We start from the raw sequence: 18,394 nt of genomic DNA, 5'->3' as shown, positions 1-18,394 counted from the left end.
CTCCTCCCTTCGACTCCGCTCAGGGTGACAAACTTGTAGATTTATAAAGTCTTAAACCTTTGTAAGTCGCTGCCTCACTGCCTCATACAACACAATCGAACTAGCCACAGAAACATTCAAAGATTCAACCTGGCCTGTTAATGGAATCCTGGCGCCGCTATCTGCAAGCTGGATAAATTCCTTTGAAATACCATCTTCTTCCGATCCCATTATAATCACCGTCGGAACTGCAAAGTCGATTTCGTAAAGTGATTTATCTGTTTTTTCCGTACAGGCAATAATTTGAAGGCCGCTGTTTCTAAGGTACAAAAGCGTTTCGTACAGGTTGGGCTCCCGACAAACCGGAAGGAAGTTCAATGCACCGGAGGAGGTTTTCATCGCATCTGCATTGATCTGCGCGCCGCCTTTTGTGGGGACGATGATCGCCTGTACGCCGGCACATTCCGCTGTTCTTGCGATTGCACCGAAATTTCTTACATCAGTAATGCGATCCAAAAGCAGGAGCAAAGGTGTTTTTCCATCTTCATACACCTGTGTCAGCACATTGTGCAGCGGCATGTATTGAATCTGGGAGACAAATGCGATTGCTCCCTGGTGATTTTTGCGGGTAATTCTATTCAGTTTCTCAATGGGAACCCGCTGAAAAGGTACTCCCTTTTCTTTGGCCAGCTTCTCTATTTCTGAAAAACCTAATTCTCTCTGAAGGAATAAACGCTCTATCTCTTTTCCCGAGCGGAGCGTTTCAATTACTGACTGTGTCCCGAATACCATATCGGACTGGGACTGTTTTGGGGCGGGTTTTCTTACCGTATACTGCCGTTTCTCCATGCTTCTACAACTGGATACCAAATGGGCTGGTATTCGGCATACCGAACCAGTTCATAATGATCATCCACGAATTGATTGTTTTTTCTGTTAAATGTAAAATTCACGTTCTGTGCATTACCGCGCTGGTCGTAACTCCAAACTTCACGGTCTTTGCTTCTCTGAACTTTGTCAGGCGGGCCGAGTACGATGTAAATCATCCCTTTGTCGGTTTTCCATCCTTCCTTATATGTTGTAAACAGCTGGTTGGCTTCTTCCACGCGGCTGTAAAATGAGCGGATTGATTGCTGCGCAAGCGGCGCATTTCCGTTCATGAGCGTCAGCCAATACCTATCAAGCGCTTTCTTATAATCTTCTGCCTTCTTGATCTCGTTAATCTCATTATTGGTGCTCATATAAAGCAATGGGCCGAGCAGAAGCTGAGGTTGCGTCACTTTTGGATAGCGCTCATTCACCACCAGAATGCCTAATCCTTCTGATTGCGTGGTATCAGCGAAAATGTTGTACAAACCTTCTTTTTCGAATTTCAAAGTCTGGTTTGCCTGTATCGTAAACGTACTGTCAACTTCAAGCGACTTGGCAACTCCTTTGGAAGCAATGTTCATCGGGGAGCCGGCCGGTTCAAAGTCGTGATTGTAGTAATATACGTGCAGCGGCTGCTCTTCTCCGGTTAACTTTTTAACAACAAATGATTCGTTACTGCTGATATAATGCCGCTGTAACGGCAGCGTACTGTTGGAGGTATAAACTCCATAAGTCTGATTTACATCGAGCTTCTTAAATCTAATCGTCAGGTCATTGAGTACTTTTTTCAAAGTTCCCACCTGGCTTATTTCACTTAGCAGGACTCCGTATTCTCTGTCGGGGCTTTTCAGATCGTAGGATATAATGATTTTATTGCCGGTGCTGGTCACATTGGACGAATCCATTTTCACATTCCCGTAACCCAGCCGCTCCCTCGTTCCGTAATCAGAATAGATAACGTAGTTCAGGTTGTATGTTCTGATAAAATCCGCGGGAGAAATCGGGTTCTTGCCTTTGTAAGCATCTACGTAAAGGTAGACTTTGGCTTGTGTGGTGTCTTTGAGAATGTACTTGCTCTGGATCGCGACGAGCGAAGGCTCCTCGCTTACACTGGGCGCTGCTTGCTGGGTAGATCTTACCTGGGCCTCGGGTAGTGGCTTGGAAGTCTTATTGGAAGACGCGCAGCCTGCTAGTGCAGCCACCGTCAATATATGAGCCAAAACGCTTAAACTTGTTCTCATGTGTTTTCTTCAACCTTTGTCAAATAACGAAGGAACCGCCAAAATTACCCAATAAAACGGTAAGAAAATTTTCATTCACCGGCCTTGCTGTTCCGGTTGGCGTTTTTGATCTGGTTTTCGATCGTATCCCATTGATCGCTAGTCACTTCATCCAAAAAGTTAAATTGCCCGGCAGAAAGAACTTCGCCTCCGTCCAGCGTGATCACCTCACCTGTCATATACGCTGAAAAATCAGACATCAGGTAAGCCGCCAGGTTGGCCAGCTCCTGGTGATCGCCGACCCTTTTTAGCGGTATCCTGTTTTCAAAAGCAAATTTCTCTGAAAGTTCTTCTGGAAAAAGACGGTCCCAGGCACCTTTGGTAGGGAATGGTCCGGGCGCAATGGCATTCAGCCGGATACCATGGCATGCCCATTCAAACGCGAGTGATTTGGTCATGGCCAATACTCCCGCTTTGGCCATCGCGGAAGGTACCACCCAGCCCGAGCCTGTCCAGGCGTAAGTGGTGGATATGTTGAGAACTGTTCCTTTTATTCCTTTTTCAATCCAGTATTTGCCCAGTGCCAATGTAAAATAGTAGGAGCCCCGAAGCACGATATCTACCACTACATCCACCGCTTTGTACGAAAGCCGCTCGGTTGGACTGATGAAGTTGCCTGCCGAATTGTTCACAAGGCCGTCCACCTGGCCAAACTTTTCAATGGCTGTCGCGATTACCTGCTCGATTTGATCTGGCTTGCGGACATCGCACTGTACCGAAATGATGTTTTCTCCGGCGCTCTGTTTGAGTTCTTCAACCGCTTTTGTCAGAACATCTTCTTTCCTGCTGCAAATCACAATATTAGCGCCTAGTTTGAGAAAGTAGGCTGACATGGATTTGCCCAAACCCGTTCCTCCGCCAGTCACAATGATCGTCTTGTTAGCCAGCGAGTCTTCCCGGAGCATTCCTTCGGTGTTTGACATTAAATTGGGGATTTAGAATAAAAACAAATCCTATTGCTGCGCAAGCAGGTACAAAACCGCCATTCTCACGGCCACACCATTTTCAACCTGGTTCAGGATAATCGAGTGGTGCGAATCTGCTGCATCAGAAGATAACTCAACGCCGCGGTTAATCGGGCCGGGGTGCATGAGTACAATCTCTTTGTTCAGGTCGTCGAGCATCTGTTTGTTGATGCCGAAATAAAGTGAGTATTCCCTGAGTGAGGGGAAGTATTTGATCTGCTGTCTTTCCAGTTGAATGCGGAGTACATTGGCTACATCGCACCAGTCCAGCGCCTCTTTCACATTGTGGCTGATCCGGACACCAAGCTCGCCCAAATGCTTGGGGATTAATGTAGACGGGCCGCATACCATCACCTCAGCACCCAGTTTTTGCAGGCAGAATATGTTTGACAGAGCTACCCTTGAATGAGTTATGTCACCTATGATAGCGATCTTTTTACCCCCTAGGTCCCCCAGTTTTTCCCGCATTGAAAATGCATCCAGCAATGCCTGAGTAGGGTGCTCGTGAGTCCCGTCACCTGCATTGACCACATTGGCGGGAATGCGTGTCGAGAGATAATGCGGCGCGCCCGGACTGCTGTGGCGCATTACGATCATATCTACCTTCATTGCAAGGATATTGTTGACCGTGTCGAGCAGCGTTTCCCCCTTTTTTACCGAACTCCCGGAAGCCGAAAAATTTACAACATCCGCAGAAAGTCGCTTTTCGGCCAGCTCAAATGAAAGCCTGGTACGGGTTGAATTTTCGAAGAAAACGTTGGCAATGGTTATATCTCTGAGGGAGGGGACTTTCTTGATCGGCCGGTTAATGACGTCCTTGAATTCAGTAGCAGTGTCTAAAATCGTATGGATGTCGTTCTCGTTCAGGTTTTTGATGCCAAGTAAATGCCGGACCGAAAGTTTTGTCATTGTGAATTGTCAATGAATGTTTCGCAAAGATAATAAGTAAGCTGGCATTGAGAAAAAACAATGGCCAAATAGGAGAGGAACCCCGGCCGCGGGGCTGCGAAAAGCACCGCTATTCTGGTATAGATAATTTATAGAATTATTTTGTTACCAATAGTTGAATTGTCATAGGAATTGGTATTTTTGTTACAAAGGATTTTGCCAATGTGCTTCCGGTAAATCCATCGATCTCCTCCTTGCTTTTTGATAATCAACTAATTACTTGATGGTGAAATAAGGTCAATCTGTGCTGTTTTGGCATTTGTCAATTCCTGAGACAGGTGTGTCTGCTAGTGTCGATTTTCCACCTAAATCTTACATTATATGCACTTGAAATTTTTTACTTTCATCAACTTCCTACTGGCTTCATCAGCACTCTTCGGACAGGTCAATGTGACTTTTCCACCATCGCGTATGGTATACCAGCGCGATCAGTCAGGCGACGCAAAAGTGTTTATCAACGGTACTTACCTCAACGATCCCGACCAGATCCAGGCCAGATTAAAGACCCGCGACGGAGAGCCGGGATTCGGTGTGGACTGGACCACCATTGTCAGCAATCCTTCGGGTTACATATTCTCAGGCTCACTCAATGCGAGAGGAGGAAGGTTTGATCTGGAAGTGAGAACCATGAAGAATGGCGAACAGATCGGCAACAGTACGATTGTTGAAAAAGTGGGCGTAGGAGAGGTGTTCCTGATCGTGGGACATTCCAACGCGGCAAAGGCCGAGAGCGAGATGAAGCCGGCAAGCAGCGATCTTGTTAATACCATTGATCCCAATGCAAATGTAGAGCTGTACAATAAATATCTCGAATCGGGCAGCCCGGCTGATCTGCCGCCCCTTGCGCCCGTGCAGTTCTGTCTTAACTGCGGGATTGCGCCGATGGCACAATATCCCTGGTTCTGGACACAGCTAGGCGATTTACTGGTCAGCTCGCTCAATGTACCCGTGCTTTTTTACAGTGCCGCATTTGGCGGGAGCAGCATGGGACATTTATACAAAGCGGCATATAACATCAACTTCGACCACGGGTTTATCAAATACAGTATCAGAATGCCCTACGTCAATATCAGGAATACCATTACCACCTATATGCCCCGCACAGGCTTGCGCGCGATACTTTCGGCACACGGTGTCAACGATGGGGATACAACCGGCGCAGGGTTTTATTTCAGGAATAAAATGGTGATTGAGAAATCCAGGAGTGAGGCCAACTACGATAATCTTCCCTGGATGATCGCGACTTCCTGTTATAACAATGGGATTAACCAGGAGAAAACTGATGCACAGAATGCATTGATTAATGAAATACACGACGTTTTCCGCGGCGCTGACCTCAACCAGATCGGACAGTCGGGACGATATGACGGGCTGCATTTCAATGAAGAAGGCCAGCGCCGCGCGGCCGAGCTGTGGCGAGACGCTATTACCAATCCTCAGACAAACCTTCTTGGCAATGCCAGGTCTCTGATGGCCACCGCGCCGCCGCTGCCCGGACCGCCGCTACCGGTAGATCTGGTAAGCTTTACCGGACAAAAGGATGCTGCCGGCAGGAACCGTTTAACCTGGGTAACTTCCTCAGAGGAGAACAACGACTATTTTGAAGTTCAAAGAAGCCTTGATGCAGTCAATTTCGAGGTGATCGGACAGGTGAAAGGCTTCGGCGACAGCCGGGTAAGTAATACCTATACTTATGCAGACGAGCAGGTATCCGAGCGGCTGACTTACTATCGCCTTTATCAGGTCGATTATGACGGAAAAGCTTCATTATCCAGTATTGTGGCTGTCAAAACTGCCATTGCACGCGAGAACGATTTTGTATATCCAAACCCGGCCCAGCATTTTGTGGAAGTGGTGCTGAATAACGGCGCGACTGTCGATAACCTGAACGTGTTCGATCTGAGCGGGAAACTTTTGATACAAAAAGAAAAAACAAGTCAGATAGATATTTCTGCCTTGGGCAAAGGCGCTTACATCGTCGAGATCAAAACGAACGGCGGTCAATCTGTCCGGAAGAAGATCACGAAAATGTGATTTGAGTTGTCCAAAGCTTAACTTTACCATCAAGTGTAGTTTTAATAGGGTTACCATATTGGTAACCTTTATTTTTTTATGGACAAAGCAAACGTTTTAGAAAAGCTCAAAGCAATACTCGACGACAAGCTGCTGGTATCGTGGAATGCGATGGAGGCGGCGCAGGAGTCGGCTAATGATCAGGGTAAAAGCTCGATGGGCGACAAATACGAAACCTCACGCTCCATGGGGCAGCTCGACCGCAACATGCACGCGCGGCAATACGAGCAAACGCGCATGGAGAGGTTGGTATTGGAGCGGGTAAATGCAAATGAGGCAAGTCAGCGCGTCGGAGTAGGTTCTCTGCTGAATACTACTGCCGGGTGGTTTTTCGTAGCCGTCAGTCTGGGTGCCGTAAAAATAAATGAAGAGACCGTTTTGGCAGTCTCTTCATCGTCTCCGGTAGGTGCTTCTTTACTTGGGAAAGAAGCCGGGAGCAAATTTGAATTTATGAAAAAGCAACAGGAGATAATCAGCCTGCATTAAGCCATATTGTGGTAAACGCGCTGAACATCGTCGTCGTCCTCGATCTTTTCGATCAATTTCTCAACTTCTGCGGCCTCTTCTTCACTCAGTGTTTTGGTATCATTTGGAATGCGCTCGAAATCAGCTTCCACGATCTCGTAGCCATTTTCCTCGAAATAATGTTGCAATGCACCAAATGCGGCGAATTCACCATAGATGTTGATCAGTCCGCTTTCTTCATCCAGAAATACCTCTTCTCCGCCTAAGTCAATAAGCTCAAATTCGAGTTCTTCCAGATCCTTTCCATTGTTTTTGATCTTGAAAATGCATTTACGGTCAAAAATAAAGTCGAGCATACCCGAAGTACCCAGGCTGCCGCCGAGTTTGTTGAAGTAGCTCCTCACATTCGCAACGGTACGCGTAGGGTTATCGGTAGTACTTTCCACCAGGATCGCAACACCGTGTGGCCCGTAGCCTTCGTAAACCATTTCTTTGTAATCTTCCTGATCCTTCGAGGTTGCCCGTTTGATCGCCCGCTCGATGGTATCCTTCGGCATGTTGGCTGCCCTGGCATTTTGTAAAAGAACACGTAGCTTCGCATTGGTGGCGGGATCCGCAGTTCCGCTTTTCACCGCGAGGACAATCTCCTTACCAATCCTCGTAAAAGTTTTGGCCATCTTGTCCCAACGCTTAAACATTCTAGCCTTTCTATATTCAAAAGCCCTTCCCATGCTTGTTAATATTAATTGTTAAGTTTTTTATTGATGCTAAGGTGATCAATTTTGCAGCAAATTTAAAAAGACGAACAGATCAGGCAAATATATATTTTATCGTGACCATTAATAATCCTATGCTACTCGACTGGCAGTTCCAAACCTTTGAAACACTTACGAATGAAGCAGTTTATCAATTGCTGCGTCTGAGAAACGAAGTTTTCATCGTTGAGCAAAAATGCTGTTTCCAGGATCTTGATAATAAAGACCAGCAATGTCACCATTTGCTGGGTTATCGTGAAGGTAAGCTCGTGGCGGTTTCCAGGATAGTTCCGGCTGGCTTATCCTATATATATCCTTCCATCGGCAGGATTGCAGTCGCGCGGGAAGCGCGGGGAATTGGGGCAGGCGTGGAGCTGTTGAATGTGTCAATTGAAAAACTCGAAATGCTTTATGGAAAAAGCATTATCCGCATCGGGGCGCAGCTTTACCTTAGAAGATTCTATGAATCGTTTGGTTTCCGGCAGTCGGGCGACATTTACCTGGAAGACGAAATCGAGCATATTGAGATGACGCGTGCGCTTGATTACGCTTAAAAAGCAGGAAAACGGCATTCAGGAGAGTGTATTGTAGAGTAATGGGGAACGAATTCCCGGATTTGCTGAATTTCGAAACACCGTCTAAAATGGAGTGTTGTATGATTTTTAGAATTTCAGTGCAATATTCAGCTAAATTGTAGTACTAAAACTACAATTCTTGAAAAAAAACTTTGATATAAATTGTTCCTTCTCACATTGTTTAATAATTTGGCACAGAATTTTAGTTATTAGTATTCAGTCAAGCAAATTGTTGCTGTGGGACTGACGCCCGTCAGAAACCCAATAACATTTTTGACGAACACTGATAGAGGAGGGTTTACGTGGAATGGCCTACTGTAATGCGGTAGGCCATTTTTTTGTACTCACTAATTGGTTCGCATTTTCAAATCGTGTTCATTTGTAGCATCATCAGAACACGCCACTTTCTTTCATGACCAAAGTAACCGATTTCATTCAGCAGGCAAACGGCAAAACCCTGTTTTCCATCGAAATTATCCCGCCGCTGAAAGGTCAGAATATCAATGAATTACTGAATTCGATAGAGCCGCTAATGGAATTTAAACCTCCGTTTGTGGACGTAACATATCACCGCGAAGAACTGATCGACCGTGTCCGCACGGACGGGACTATCGAGCGGATACCGATCAGAAAACGGCCAGGTACTGTCGGCATTTGTGCAAGGTTAATGGAGCGTTTCCATGTAGATGCAGTCCCGCACGTGATCTGCGGCGGCTTTACCAAAGATGAAACCGAGGATGTCCTGATCGATCTGCATTACCTGGGTATCGACAATGTGCTTGTACTCAGAGGCGATCCTGAAAAATCAGCCGGCGTATTCCAGCCTAAAACAGGCGGACATACCTACGCTTCTGAACTGGTCGCGCAGGTTCATAACATGAATAACGGGATTCTGCTGAATGCGGAAACGGAAATGTCACCTACCAATTTTTGTATCGGCGTAGCGGGCTACCCTGAAATGCATTTTGACGCAGCCAGCATTGATGCAGATTATGAGCACCTTCGCAAGAAAGTAGCGCTTGGTGCAGATTATATCGTAACACAAATGTTTTTCGATAACGAGAAATACTTCCGCTTTGTCGAAAGATGCCGCGCCGAAGGTATTACTGTTCCCATTATCCCGGGATTGAAACCGCTGGCCACGCGCAAGCAGCTCAGCGTACTCGCGCAGATTTTCCATCTGGAATTTCCGCAGGACCTTGTTAAAGAAGTTGAAAAATGCGCTACTGACAAGGAAGTCCGCCAGGTTGGTATCGAGTGGGGAATCCAGCAATGCAAGGAATTAATGGCTTACGGCGTGCCTGTTCTCCATTTTTACACAATGGGTAAGTCGGACAATGTCGCCCAGATAGCAAGACAGGTGTTCTGAAAAGAGCACCTGTTACTCAAAACAGACCGCAGTTCCATTTGCGCTTACCATTAACATGGAACTACCGCTGCCAATCGTTTCCAGGTCAATATCCACACCAATCACCGCATTGGCTCCGAGCCTTTGCGCCTGGTCCATCATTTCACGGATCGCAATGCTTTTTGCTTCCCGGAGACCCTGTTCGTAAGAGCCCGAGCGGCCACCTACCACATCACGTACATTTGCGAGGAAGTCTTTGAAGAAATTGGCGCCGATAATAGCCTCACCATTTACCAGGCCAATGTATTTGATGATCTTTTTACCTTCGATGTTCGGGGTAGTCGTAACAAGCATATAAGTCAGGTTTTGGTTTGGATTAATTTCGGTGATGAAATTAGGTCTTTGGGAAAGGCAGGGCGAAAAATAATTGTTTAGCGGCAAAGAAGCATGCTATGCCGGCAAATTTTAATTATAACCACCAAATTTGTCAGCTAAAAACCACCATTGTTCCGGTCAGCGAGCGAGAAATGGTTAGCTTTGTTTTTGAATTTTTCAGATTAAAAAAGTAGTTATGGAACAGTCTATTCAGACGATCAACACAATTATCAGCACCAGACGCAGTATTTTTCCACCCAGTTATATCGAGAAAGAAATTCCGGATGAAGTCATTAAGAACATCCTGGAAAATGCAAACTATGCTCCTACACACAAGCTGACCGAGCCTTGGCGGTTTATCGTTTTCAAAGGTGCAAGTCTCAATAAGCTCGCCGGTTTCTTTTCAGAGCGGTACAGAACAGTCACTCCTCCCGAGTCATATTCCCAGGCGCGCTATGATGCCGCTGGTGAAAAAGTGCTGAAATCGGGTTGTGTGATTGTGATCAATGCAGAGCTGCATCCCGAAAAGCTCCCCGAGTGGGAAGAAGTTGCTTCCACAGCCTGCGCAGTGCAGAACATGTGGCTCACGGCAAATGCATACGGACTTGGTTCCTATTGGAGCAGCCCGGGCGTGCTGAAAGAGCTCGGTGAATTCCTCGGTCTTCCTGACAATCAAAAATGTCTCGGATTGTTTTTCATGGGTTACCACGACGCGCCCGAAACACCCGCACGGCGTACACCTATTGAAAGCAAGGTTACCTGGGCAGAATAATGACAAAAAATAAAACAGTTCTCCGCGCCGATCAGGTTTCAAAGCAATTTGGCAACCAGCCTGTACTATCAGATGTGAGCCTGGAACTGAGGGCGGGAGAGTGGCTGGCGATTTTGGGCGAGAGCGGCTCTGGTAAGAGCACGCTCCTGCGCATTTTCGGCAGGTTCCTGGATTCTGATCAGGGGAAGATTATTTTCAATGGAGAAGAGTTGAAGTCCGTGAGGGGCGAGCTGATTCCGGGGCACGAGTCTATCCGGCTGATCCACCAGGAATTTGAGCTTTTCCCCAACCAGACTGTTGAAGAGAATATTTCCTATTCGCTCCGGTTTTATGACCCCGCATATCGTACTGAGCGCGTGCGGGAACTGCTCGAAGTAGCTGGTCTCGATTATGTAAAAAGTCAGAAGGCCAAGCTGCTGTCCGGCGGTGAAAAACAACGTACTGCCATCGCCAAGGCACTGGCAGAGCAGCCGGAAGTACTGCTGCTGGATGAACCTTTCGCACACCTTGACAACCACAACCGCAGGGTACTTGGCAATGCGATCGAGAAAATGCGGAATGAGCAGAAAACCAGCTGCATTTTTGTTACCCACGAATCTTCCGATGCACTTGCGTGGTCCGACAGGATTGCGGTATTGCGTAATGGAGAGATTATTCAGGTAGGTACCCCCGAAGAGGTTTATAACAAACCTGCGAACAGCTATGTGGCGGAACTGACAGGCGGAATCAACTGGCTTGGCAGCGGAGAAAAGCGGTATTTTATCAGACCGGAAAAGATCAAGCCGACCAGGTATCCTGAAAAAAGTAAGTGGAAAGGGAAAGTGGAGACGATCCGTTTTCATGGAAACTATTGGGAAATCCGCTGTACAAATGGAATGGAGCAACTTTCATTTTACAGGAATAAGGTAAATGTGGCAGTCGGCGAAGAGGTATTTCTGACTTACGCTGCCAAAGACCTGGGTAGTATCTGAGTGTTACAGGCTGAACCAGAATGAGATCTTCACCGCAAATGGCTGTACGTTGGGATTGTTGAGATAGGTAAGGCGGTGTACGAAATCAATGCGGCCGGTTTTCAGGATATTGTCAATCCCATAACCCAGTTCAACGTAAGGCCGGTCTTTCAGCTTGCTGAATATCTGCATTTCCTGACCGGTTTCGTCGGTAGTTGTTGTAAGCGACAAATTGGCGTCGCTGATGCTACCGTAAAACAGCTTACCAGTTGCCAGCATTCTCCATTTCAACTTTCTGATTGCGGGAATGCGGTTGAGCAGAAATCCTTCAAAGTTATGCTCCATCCGGAGTACAACATAGCGGTCACTGATGAATTCGAAATACCGCATCATATTGAATGCATTATCCACATAAAAGAGCGATTCATTGCCTAGTGGCGTATAAAGCAGCGGATAAGGCAGCGTGGAAGGGATCAAACCAAATGTTACATTGTAGTAAGTGCGGCCGATCACGCCTGTCCGGAAGCTTTGTTTGATATTAAATGAGAGCTTATTATAATTAAAATCGCCTCCCAGCAGATTTTTGACACCAAGTGTGTAGCGGAATGTAAATGCAGGAGAGTTGCCGTTTCCCATACTGATCCGCTCATTATCATTCTGTAAAAAGGTTTCCTTACTGGCCAGCCTTGTTTCGAAGTTGATTTCAGTAATGTCAAAAGCACTTTTCATCGGAGAATCAATGCCGGCTTCCGGGCGGACTTTGTATGCAAATGGGAATAGCGGATCGAAAGTACGGTGACGAATCTGGACACTGCTAGTCAATCCTTTTACAACCTCTCTTTTGAAATAAGCTGAAACATCCTGCTGCCAGTAAGCTCTGCGAAAAGCACCAAATCGTGAGAATGCGCCAAAAAGGGTATTTGGACCGATGGTCTCGGCCGAGATACCCAGCCGTTCCAGATCTTTGGAGTAGGAGATACCTGCCATTGTCCAGGGCTTGCGGTCAATGATATAATCCATTCCGGCGCCGTATTTAAATGCATTGTCGCGTGTACCGTAAGCGCCATATCCACTGAAAATCCATTTGCGGCTGAATCCGGGATCAGTTCTGAAACCCAGACGAAAACGATGGCCTTCTACCTTGTTGTTCGCATATAGAAATAGGTAAGGTCCGATGTCGATATTCCACTTATCGATCTTTTTGTAACCATTTACAAAGATGTTGAGGATCTCCGTATAGGTTTTGACAACCGGCAGCACGCGAAGCGAATCTACAAGCTGGAATGTAAGTTTTTCAGTAGGACTCAATGCTTCCGGCCGGCTCTTGATCCAGAACGCGGAATCATGCTCCATGTAATCCTCCTTCAATTCTATCGCAGTATCATAAAACTTGCTGTCGCGTGGCGCATTGATCCTGAATTTTGAATTGGCAGAATAGAATTTGAGCAACATACCCGCAGTTTGCTTCGTAGGTTCGTCCACATCGATCAGAACCCTTGTTTTTAGCGGTACATACTTGTTTTCGTCTTCTACCAGCTCATACGATTGCTGGATTTTGATCTTCTCAATAAAATTCAGATTCGCCCGCTTGCTTACAGTTACGTCCATTTGGGTAAGCGCAAATGTGCTGCCGTCGACCCAAAAAGAGCCGGTAAATGCAAGATCCTGTTCCTGACGCGGTTCGAATTCAATGTGGTAATCGTAGCTCGCGCCATTGTATACGCTGTCGGCCAGGAAGTATTCGTAATACAGCTTCCAGTTGTCGCTCACAGGGGATACGAAATCCTTTTCCAGGATATTCAGCCAGTTGTTATAGAAATTGTATTGCTGGAATGAAGAGCCGATGAGCTGGGAAGTCAGGCTGCCGTCGGTAAGACCTACGCCGGATATTTTTGTCTTATTGATTACCTCCTTTTTCTTCTTCGGATCGCGGCGGTAAAAAACATTGGAAACAGATTCGGATATAAAGATCGGAATGATCGTCTCCCCATTTTCGCCTTTCACCTGGTCAAACTGATCGACGATGTGGGTCATTTTCTTGACCGGCTTCCGGTTCCTGAAACGCTCCGACAAATTATCAATGTCGATCTGGATTTTATTGTAGCTCTCGTACTCATAAGCGCCGAGGTTATCCGGGTTGTTGACCCGCTTGTTGGCGACTATTTTCCTCAGCACCGCCCAGGCGGGATTCTCACCTGCAAAGATTTTCACTTCCCTGAGCTGCAATGATCCCGGCGCGAGCTGGACATCAATAACCTGCTCCGTCAAAGAGGCATTGATCGCCTTACTTCTGTTGTCATAACCCACATAAGTAACACTGATCGAATCTGCCGGGGGATTGTAATTGAGCTGGTAAAAACCGTCAAAATTGGTCGTAGTGCCGTATAGACTCGCTTTAATAGCAATATTGGCGAATGGAATCGGGTCGCCCGTACTCGCGTCGGTAACCCTGCCTTTTATAACGTGGGTAGTTTGCGAAAATGCATTTGCCGACGTAATAACTACAATGCAAATAGAGTAAAGTATGATGCTGAGAAAACCATTTATCCTAACCGACACGCCCGCAGTACATTTTCCCTCATTTCGGTTTCTCATTTTTCCTGATTTCATTATTGGAGGTTACATCAGCCGACGGCCGCAGGATGTGAACATCCAGCACTGCTTTGGGCCTTGCAAGGTACTCCCTGACCAGCGTACGCATTGAGTAGCCATCGGGAACATCCTGTGCAGCAAAAGATATCGCATCAATCCCTTCATTGTGAGCAATATAAAGTGCTCTTGCATTGTGGAAATTCTGAGAAATGATCGTGAAATTATCCTGGTTAAATACTTCCTTGCACCGTACCACGGAGTCGAAAGTCCTGAAACCTGCATAATCGAGCGTCATCACATTCTCGGGAATACCCAGATTAAGAAGCGCTTTCTGCATATCGAGCGGCTCATTATAGTACTGGGAATCGTTATTTCCACTTAATATAATATACTTGATTTTTCCCTCCTTAAAAAGCCTTGCCGTAGCCTCCATCCGGTACTTGAAAAAGAGGTTATCTTTTCCTTTTTCCGACTTCGAGCTCGTACCCAGCACCAGCGCCACGTCGTTGGAAGGCAGGTTTTCAATGGAAAAGTAGTTGTACTGCCTTGTACAATATACCACCCATAAGTTACAAAGCAAGATGAAAACCATGCAAGCGAATAGTAGGGCTAATATGATCTTTATTGCTTTTTTCACCGAAACTTAATGGTTGCCTTTCTGTTTCTTCCGGACTGTCGCAACGAGCTGTATTCTCTCTCCTTTACTGTACGCACGCGAAGGTGTTGTTCGTTGCCGCAACCGGCGCGTCAGCTTTATTTATTCAAACAAACCCAGTTGCTTCTTAGGGTCTGAGCCTTTTTTACCTGCTTTTTTCACTTTCGGGCTACTTTTCTCCTCTTGCTCAACCGGCGGCTCCTCCTGCACATTAGCTGTTTCTTCCTGCACTTCCGGCGTTTCTTCTTCTGATAGCGTAGTTAACTCAGCCTCACCTTCTGGCTGTTCGCTGGTTTCAGTTTCGTCAACCGAGGGTGCTTGTTCGTCTTCTGCATCTGGAATTACCTCCGGTTCTTCCTGCGGCTCCGGTTCGCTCACCGGCTCAGGCAGCGGCGACAGCCAGTGAATGTCCTTGAATTTGTCGTTTGGCAGCTTGGTGCCCATTGCGCGCCAGCCGCGTACTTCCACCATTTCTTCGATCAGATACTCAACACTGGTTTGCTCTTTCTGAGCGGTTTTGGGGTAAACGATTTCAAGTCTGGGGCGCTTGTCTGTACTTGCAAGCAGCAGCTTGCTATTTTTTGCGTCACTGATAAAGACGAATTTCTTGTCCAGTGAGGAAGTCTCAATGTTAAAACGTTTGATAAAATGCTGCTTTTGACCGCCATCAAAATAGATGGCAGTGACCGCCATTGAAGGATCAAATTTCTTGACAAGCAGTACTTCGTTTGGCACATAATGGTTTGTGAGGTCGAAGTTGGTCAGCTCGTAGGATCCGTCTTTATAAATCACGAGAATACTGTCCGACGGACCGAAGTTGCCCAGGTATTCGCCCCTTTCATCGCGGTTGAGGCGGCCAATGGTTGGATCAAACCACATATCCACGCCGCCAAGCGTTGAGCGTCCTGCCTGCTTCATTACAATTTTCCTGACCGGATATTTGGTCAGGATGTTCCCCATTGCACTCCGGTTTTTGATCAGTAACTCGGCAAAATTGAAGTCAAACTGCTTGACCTTCGCCTTGCTTTGCGCAGTAAGACTGACCGAAATAATCTCAGCCTCTCCATTGTCATTTGCAGTGAAGTAGGTGATCTTGGATTTGGGGGTACCCTGTGTGAGATCGTACTCGCGGTCACGCGTCACCGCCGTGATCTGGCAGCGTTTAATGTACGAAACACCCGTTTTTCCGTCGAGATAAACCAGGTTGTATACCTTTCTCTCATCATTTTTCAGGAAAACAGCGCAATGGATAATGTCTTTTCCAACGAAAACCTTGTCCTGAATTTTTGTAACAAGGCATTTTCCGTCCGCTTTGAACACGATAATGTCGTCAATATCCGAACAATCCATTACGAATTCGTCTTTCTTCAATCCGTATCCGATAAAACCCTCGGCGCGGTTGACGTAAAGCTTCTGGTTATTGGCCGCAACTACATTGGCCGAGATCTGGTTGAATGCGCGTATTTCAGTTTTGCGGCCTCTTCCTTTTCCGTATTTTTTCAAAAGATCCCGGAAATAGTCGATCGCAAAGCGGGTAATGTTGGCGAGATTATCTTCCGTTTCTGCCAGATCTTCTTCCCACTTACGCATCAGCTCGTCGGCTTTGAAACCGTCGTATTTGGAAATCCGCTTGATACGTATTTCGGTCAATGCGACCACATCGTCGTCGGTAATCTCGCGGTAAAATTGCGGTTTAAATGGTTCAAGTCCCCTGTCAATCGTCCTGATCACATCTTCAAAGGTTTCGCATTCCTCTATATCGCGGTAAATGCGGTTTTCGATGAAGATTTTTTCCAGCGATCCGTACAGTATTTTTTCAAGAAGCGCGAGCCGCTTTATTTCCAGCTCACGTTGAAGCAGGTGGACAGTTTGTTGGGTATTGTATTTTAAAATTTCGGTAACACCAACAAAATGTGGCTTGTCTGCGATGATGATACATGCATTGGGAGAAATGGACACTTCACACTCGGTAAAAGCGTACAATGCATCCATTGTAATATCCGGCGACACGCCCGGCGCGAGGTGCACCTGTATTTCTACGTCAGCAGCCGTGTTATCCACCACTTTTTTGATCTTGATCTTCCCGCCGTCATTCGCCTTTACGATCGAATCGATCAGTGAAGTAGTTGTGGTACCGAAAGGAATGTCGCGGATCACGAGCATTTTTTTGTCTTCCTCTTCAATCCTGGCCCGCACGCGCACTTTCCCGCCGCGGTGCCCGTCATTGTAATTGGACACGTCGATCTGTCCGCCGGTCAGGAAGTCGGGGAATATCGTTACTTCTTTTCCCTGCAAAACAGCAATGGAAGCTTCGATCAGCTCACAGAAGTTATGCGGGAGTATTTTGGTTGAAAGCCCTACTGCAATTCCCTCCACGCCAAGAGAAAGCAGCAATGGGAATTTGACAGGAAGTGTTACCGGCTCTCTTTTCCGACCGTCATAAGACAGCTGCCATTCAGTCGTTTCATCATTAAAGACGATTTCTTTGGCAAACCTGGAAAGCCTTACTTCAATGTATCGTGCAGCAGCGGCACTATCGCCGGTACGTATATCGCCCCAGTTTCCCTGGGTATCAAAAAGCAATTCTTTCTGGCCAATGTTAACAATCGCATCGTAGATCGACGCGTCACCGTGCGGGTGGTACTGCATGGAGGAGCCCACCACATTTGCCACTTTATTAAAGCGCCCGTCGTCCATTTCATTGAGCGCATGCATAATGCGTCGCTGAACGGGTTTTAAACCGTCTTCAACCGCAGGTACGGCACGCTCAAGAATTACATAAGAGGCATAATCCAGAAACCAGTTTTCATACAAACCCGAAATGGGCAACTTATCATGCAATCCGCTATCTTCTACGTCAGGCGTAGCTCCGTTTTCGTCCATAAATGAAGGAGGAACCAGGTTTTAACTATCAGTACTGTAAGGTTTAAATCAAGCGACTTCGTTGAAGGACCGTGCTGCCGCCGGTGAGCGGAACAGGGCGAAGATTACCGTAAAATGGGCTTGAATTAAGTGCTAATATAGCAAATAAAGCGATAACTATCCGTTTGCAGGGCCGGGTTCCTCCGCATTCAGCACAGTAAGCAGCTCGCTGATCATCATCGCAGTAGCACCCCAGATTTTGTACCCCTGTACCATATAGTGCGGGGCATGTACCTGTTCTCCACGTACTTGAATATCACTGGATCCGATGATGTTGACATCTGAGATTTCTTCCAGCCTGATCTCGAATATATCCTCTACTTCGCGGGGGTCGGGATAGAAGTCGGGGCGGTAAGGCATAGCAGCGATCACCGGTAAAACGTAGAAGTTACTGGCGGGGATGAAAAGCTCCGTCAGGATACCGAGTATCCGCACATCATTAAGCCGCAAGCCGATTTCTTCCTGGGCTTCCCGCAATGCAGTCCGCACGAGGTCTTTATCGGCAAGCTCATAGCGGCCTCCCGGGAAAGCAACCTGTCCTGAGTGTACGCCGTCGTATGCGGGGCGGAGGATGAGGGGGAAGAAAATCTCGTTTTTGTGGGGATAAAACAGAATGAGGACGGCGCTTTTGCGGGTACGAGCATTCGGTTTAAATGTGAGGCGCAACCTGGAAGAGGCTTGCATAACCTGGTGAGCCGTTTCGCCGGGAAGCGGGTATTTAAGTTTTTGGGTTAACTGTTCAGTAAATAACGAAAACGATTCCAGTGCGGCCATCGGGGCAAATTGGTGTCAAAGTAAATTAGGCTCTCTTAACTAGATCTTGGCATAGTGTAATTCTCTGTTATGTGAGGGTATTTCACAAATATAGCA

At 46.8% G+C, this 18,394-nt stretch carries 16 protein-coding genes; 6 read left to right on the top strand and 10 right to left on the bottom strand.

Annotated elements, in window-relative coordinates; genetic code table 11:
* Positions 1 to 51: 51 nt before the first annotated feature.
* From rlmB to AC1XTG_RS19430, 4 genes are all read right to left on the bottom strand, one after another.
* Positions 52 to 828, bottom strand: coding sequence for a 23S rRNA (guanosine(2251)-2'-O)-methyltransferase RlmB (gene rlmB, locus AC1XTG_RS19445; protein ID WP_484843088.1), 777 nt, complete (start codon positions 826 to 828; stop codon positions 52 to 54).
* On the bottom strand, positions 804 to 2,090 hold the full coding sequence (locus AC1XTG_RS19440; RefSeq protein WP_484843087.1) for a GWxTD domain-containing protein: 1,287 nt from the start codon (positions 2,088 to 2,090) through the stop codon (positions 804 to 806). Before AC1XTG_RS19440 ends, rlmB begins: the two co-directional genes overlap by 25 nt.
* A gap of 71 nt (positions 2,091 to 2,161) precedes the next feature.
* Positions 2,162 to 3,052 (bottom strand): SDR family oxidoreductase, encoded by an 891-nt coding sequence (locus tag AC1XTG_RS19435; protein ID WP_484843086.1) that lies wholly within the window; start codon positions 3,050 to 3,052, stop codon positions 2,162 to 2,164.
* Positions 3,053 to 3,082: 30 nt separating this feature from the next.
* Complete coding sequence (locus tag AC1XTG_RS19430) at positions 3,083 to 4,003, bottom strand: aspartate carbamoyltransferase catalytic subunit (protein WP_056285402.1); 921 nt, start codon at positions 4,001 to 4,003, stop codon at positions 3,083 to 3,085.
* A 360-nt stretch (positions 4,004 to 4,363) separates the two neighbouring features.
* On the opposite strand from AC1XTG_RS19430, the gene AC1XTG_RS19425 reads away from it, so the two are divergent.
* Together AC1XTG_RS19425 and AC1XTG_RS19420 are read left to right on the top strand one after the other, a co-directional pair.
* Complete coding sequence (locus AC1XTG_RS19425; RefSeq protein WP_484843085.1) at positions 4,364 to 6,076, top strand: T9SS type A sorting domain-containing protein; 1,713 nt, start codon at positions 4,364 to 4,366, stop codon at positions 6,074 to 6,076.
* A 78-nt stretch (positions 6,077 to 6,154) separates the two neighbouring features.
* Positions 6,155 to 6,601, top strand: coding sequence for a hypothetical protein (locus tag AC1XTG_RS19420; protein WP_056285397.1), 447 nt, complete (start codon positions 6,155 to 6,157; stop codon positions 6,599 to 6,601).
* Here AC1XTG_RS19420 and AC1XTG_RS19415 read toward each other — a convergent pair.
* Positions 6,598 to 7,311 carry a YebC/PmpR family DNA-binding transcriptional regulator gene (locus AC1XTG_RS19415; RefSeq protein ID WP_031526785.1) on the bottom strand — a complete coding sequence of 238 codons (714 nt, stop codon included), beginning with the start codon at positions 7,309 to 7,311 and terminating at the stop codon, positions 6,598 to 6,600. The genes AC1XTG_RS19420 and AC1XTG_RS19415 overlap by 4 nt on opposite strands.
* Before the next feature lie 101 nt (positions 7,312 to 7,412).
* Between AC1XTG_RS19415 and AC1XTG_RS19410 the strand changes: the two genes are divergently transcribed.
* The gene (locus AC1XTG_RS19410; RefSeq protein ID WP_484843084.1) at positions 7,413 to 7,889 is read left to right on the top strand and encodes a GNAT family N-acetyltransferase; all 477 of its coding nucleotides are present in this window, start codon (positions 7,413 to 7,415) and stop codon (positions 7,887 to 7,889) included.
* A 433-nt stretch (positions 7,890 to 8,322) separates the two neighbouring features.
* The gene (metF, locus tag AC1XTG_RS19405; protein ID WP_056285396.1) at positions 8,323 to 9,279 is read left to right on the top strand and encodes a methylenetetrahydrofolate reductase [NAD(P)H]; all 957 of its coding nucleotides are present in this window, start codon (positions 8,323 to 8,325) and stop codon (positions 9,277 to 9,279) included.
* A 12-nt stretch (positions 9,280 to 9,291) separates the two neighbouring features.
* On the opposite strand, the gene AC1XTG_RS19400 is transcribed toward metF, so the two are convergent.
* On the bottom strand, positions 9,292 to 9,612 hold the full coding sequence (locus tag AC1XTG_RS19400) for a heavy metal-binding domain-containing protein (RefSeq protein WP_056286506.1): 321 nt from the start codon (positions 9,610 to 9,612) through the stop codon (positions 9,292 to 9,294).
* 217 nt (positions 9,613 to 9,829) lie between these two features.
* Between AC1XTG_RS19400 and AC1XTG_RS19395 the strand changes: the two genes are divergently transcribed.
* Positions 9,830 to 10,405 (top strand): nitroreductase family protein, encoded by a 576-nt coding sequence (locus AC1XTG_RS19395; RefSeq protein WP_484843083.1) that lies wholly within the window; start codon positions 9,830 to 9,832, stop codon positions 10,403 to 10,405.
* Positions 10,405 to 11,376 carry an ABC transporter ATP-binding protein gene (locus AC1XTG_RS19390; RefSeq protein WP_484843082.1) on the top strand — a complete coding sequence of 324 codons (972 nt, stop codon included), beginning with the start codon at positions 10,405 to 10,407 and terminating at the stop codon, positions 11,374 to 11,376. Before AC1XTG_RS19395 ends, AC1XTG_RS19390 begins: the two co-directional genes overlap by 1 nt.
* 3 nt (positions 11,377 to 11,379) lie before the next feature.
* Here AC1XTG_RS19390 and AC1XTG_RS19385 read toward each other — a convergent pair whose 3' ends face one another.
* From AC1XTG_RS19385 to AC1XTG_RS19370, 4 genes are all read right to left on the bottom strand, one after another.
* The gene (locus AC1XTG_RS19385; protein WP_484843081.1) at positions 11,380 to 13,950 is read right to left on the bottom strand and encodes a DUF5686 and carboxypeptidase-like regulatory domain-containing protein; all 2,571 of its coding nucleotides are present in this window, start codon (positions 13,948 to 13,950) and stop codon (positions 11,380 to 11,382) included.
* Positions 13,934 to 14,539: a SanA/YdcF family protein gene (locus tag AC1XTG_RS19380; RefSeq protein ID WP_056285390.1), complete on the bottom strand. Its 606-nt coding sequence runs from the start codon at positions 14,537 to 14,539 to the stop codon at positions 13,934 to 13,936. Before AC1XTG_RS19380 ends, AC1XTG_RS19385 begins: the two co-directional genes overlap by 17 nt.
* Positions 14,540 to 14,704: 165 nt before the next feature.
* Positions 14,705 to 17,485 carry a DNA gyrase/topoisomerase IV subunit A gene (locus tag AC1XTG_RS19375; RefSeq protein WP_056285386.1) on the bottom strand — a complete coding sequence of 927 codons (2,781 nt, stop codon included), beginning with the start codon at positions 17,483 to 17,485 and terminating at the stop codon, positions 14,705 to 14,707.
* A gap of 156 nt (positions 17,486 to 17,641) precedes the next feature.
* A complete protein-coding gene (locus tag AC1XTG_RS19370) occupies positions 17,642 to 18,298 on the bottom strand; it encodes an NUDIX hydrolase (protein ID WP_484843080.1) in 657 nt (218 codons plus the stop codon).
* Positions 18,299 to 18,394: the final 96 nt, after the last annotated feature.

Source organism: Dyadobacter sp. HNCC25DJ183, from assembly GCF_056895175.1.
The sequence above is the reverse complement of the archived record's forward strand: the minus strand, read 5'-3'. Positions and strand labels throughout refer to the sequence as shown.

Coding starts and splice junctions, on each gene's coding strand:
- AC1XTG_RS19425 (WP_484843085.1), top strand. CDS start 4,364: ATGCACTTGAAATTTTTTACTTTCATCAACTTCCTACTGGCTTCATCA.
- AC1XTG_RS19395 (WP_484843083.1), top strand. CDS start 9,830: ATGGAACAGTCTATTCAGACGATCAACACAATTATCAGCACCAGACGC.
- AC1XTG_RS19415 (WP_031526785.1), bottom strand. CDS start 7,311: ATGGGAAGGGCTTTTGAATATAGAAAGGCTAGAATGTTTAAGCGTTGG.
- AC1XTG_RS19400 (WP_056286506.1), bottom strand. CDS start 9,612: ATGCTTGTTACGACTACCCCGAACATCGAAGGTAAAAAGATCATCAAA.
- AC1XTG_RS19420 (WP_056285397.1), top strand. CDS start 6,155: ATGGACAAAGCAAACGTTTTAGAAAAGCTCAAAGCAATACTCGACGAC.
- AC1XTG_RS19370 (WP_484843080.1), bottom strand. CDS start 18,298: ATGGCCGCACTGGAATCGTTTTCGTTATTTACTGAACAGTTAACCCAA.
- AC1XTG_RS19435 (WP_484843086.1), bottom strand. CDS start 3,052: ATGTCAAACACCGAAGGAATGCTCCGGGAAGACTCGCTGGCTAACAAG.
- metF (WP_056285396.1), top strand. CDS start 8,323: ATGACCAAAGTAACCGATTTCATTCAGCAGGCAAACGGCAAAACCCTG.
- AC1XTG_RS19375 (WP_056285386.1), bottom strand. CDS start 17,485: ATGGACGAAAACGGAGCTACGCCTGACGTAGAAGATAGCGGATTGCAT.
- AC1XTG_RS19380 (WP_056285390.1), bottom strand. CDS start 14,539: ATGGTTTTCATCTTGCTTTGTAACTTATGGGTGGTATATTGTACAAGG.
- AC1XTG_RS19440 (WP_484843087.1), bottom strand. CDS start 2,090: ATGAGAACAAGTTTAAGCGTTTTGGCTCATATATTGACGGTGGCTGCA.
- rlmB (WP_484843088.1), bottom strand. CDS start 828: ATGGAGAAACGGCAGTATACGGTAAGAAAACCCGCCCCAAAACAGTCC.
- AC1XTG_RS19385 (WP_484843081.1), bottom strand. CDS start 13,950: ATGAGAAACCGAAATGAGGGAAAATGTACTGCGGGCGTGTCGGTTAGG.
- AC1XTG_RS19430 (WP_056285402.1), bottom strand. CDS start 4,003: ATGACAAAACTTTCGGTCCGGCATTTACTTGGCATCAAAAACCTGAAC.
- AC1XTG_RS19390 (WP_484843082.1), top strand. CDS start 10,405: ATGACAAAAAATAAAACAGTTCTCCGCGCCGATCAGGTTTCAAAGCAA.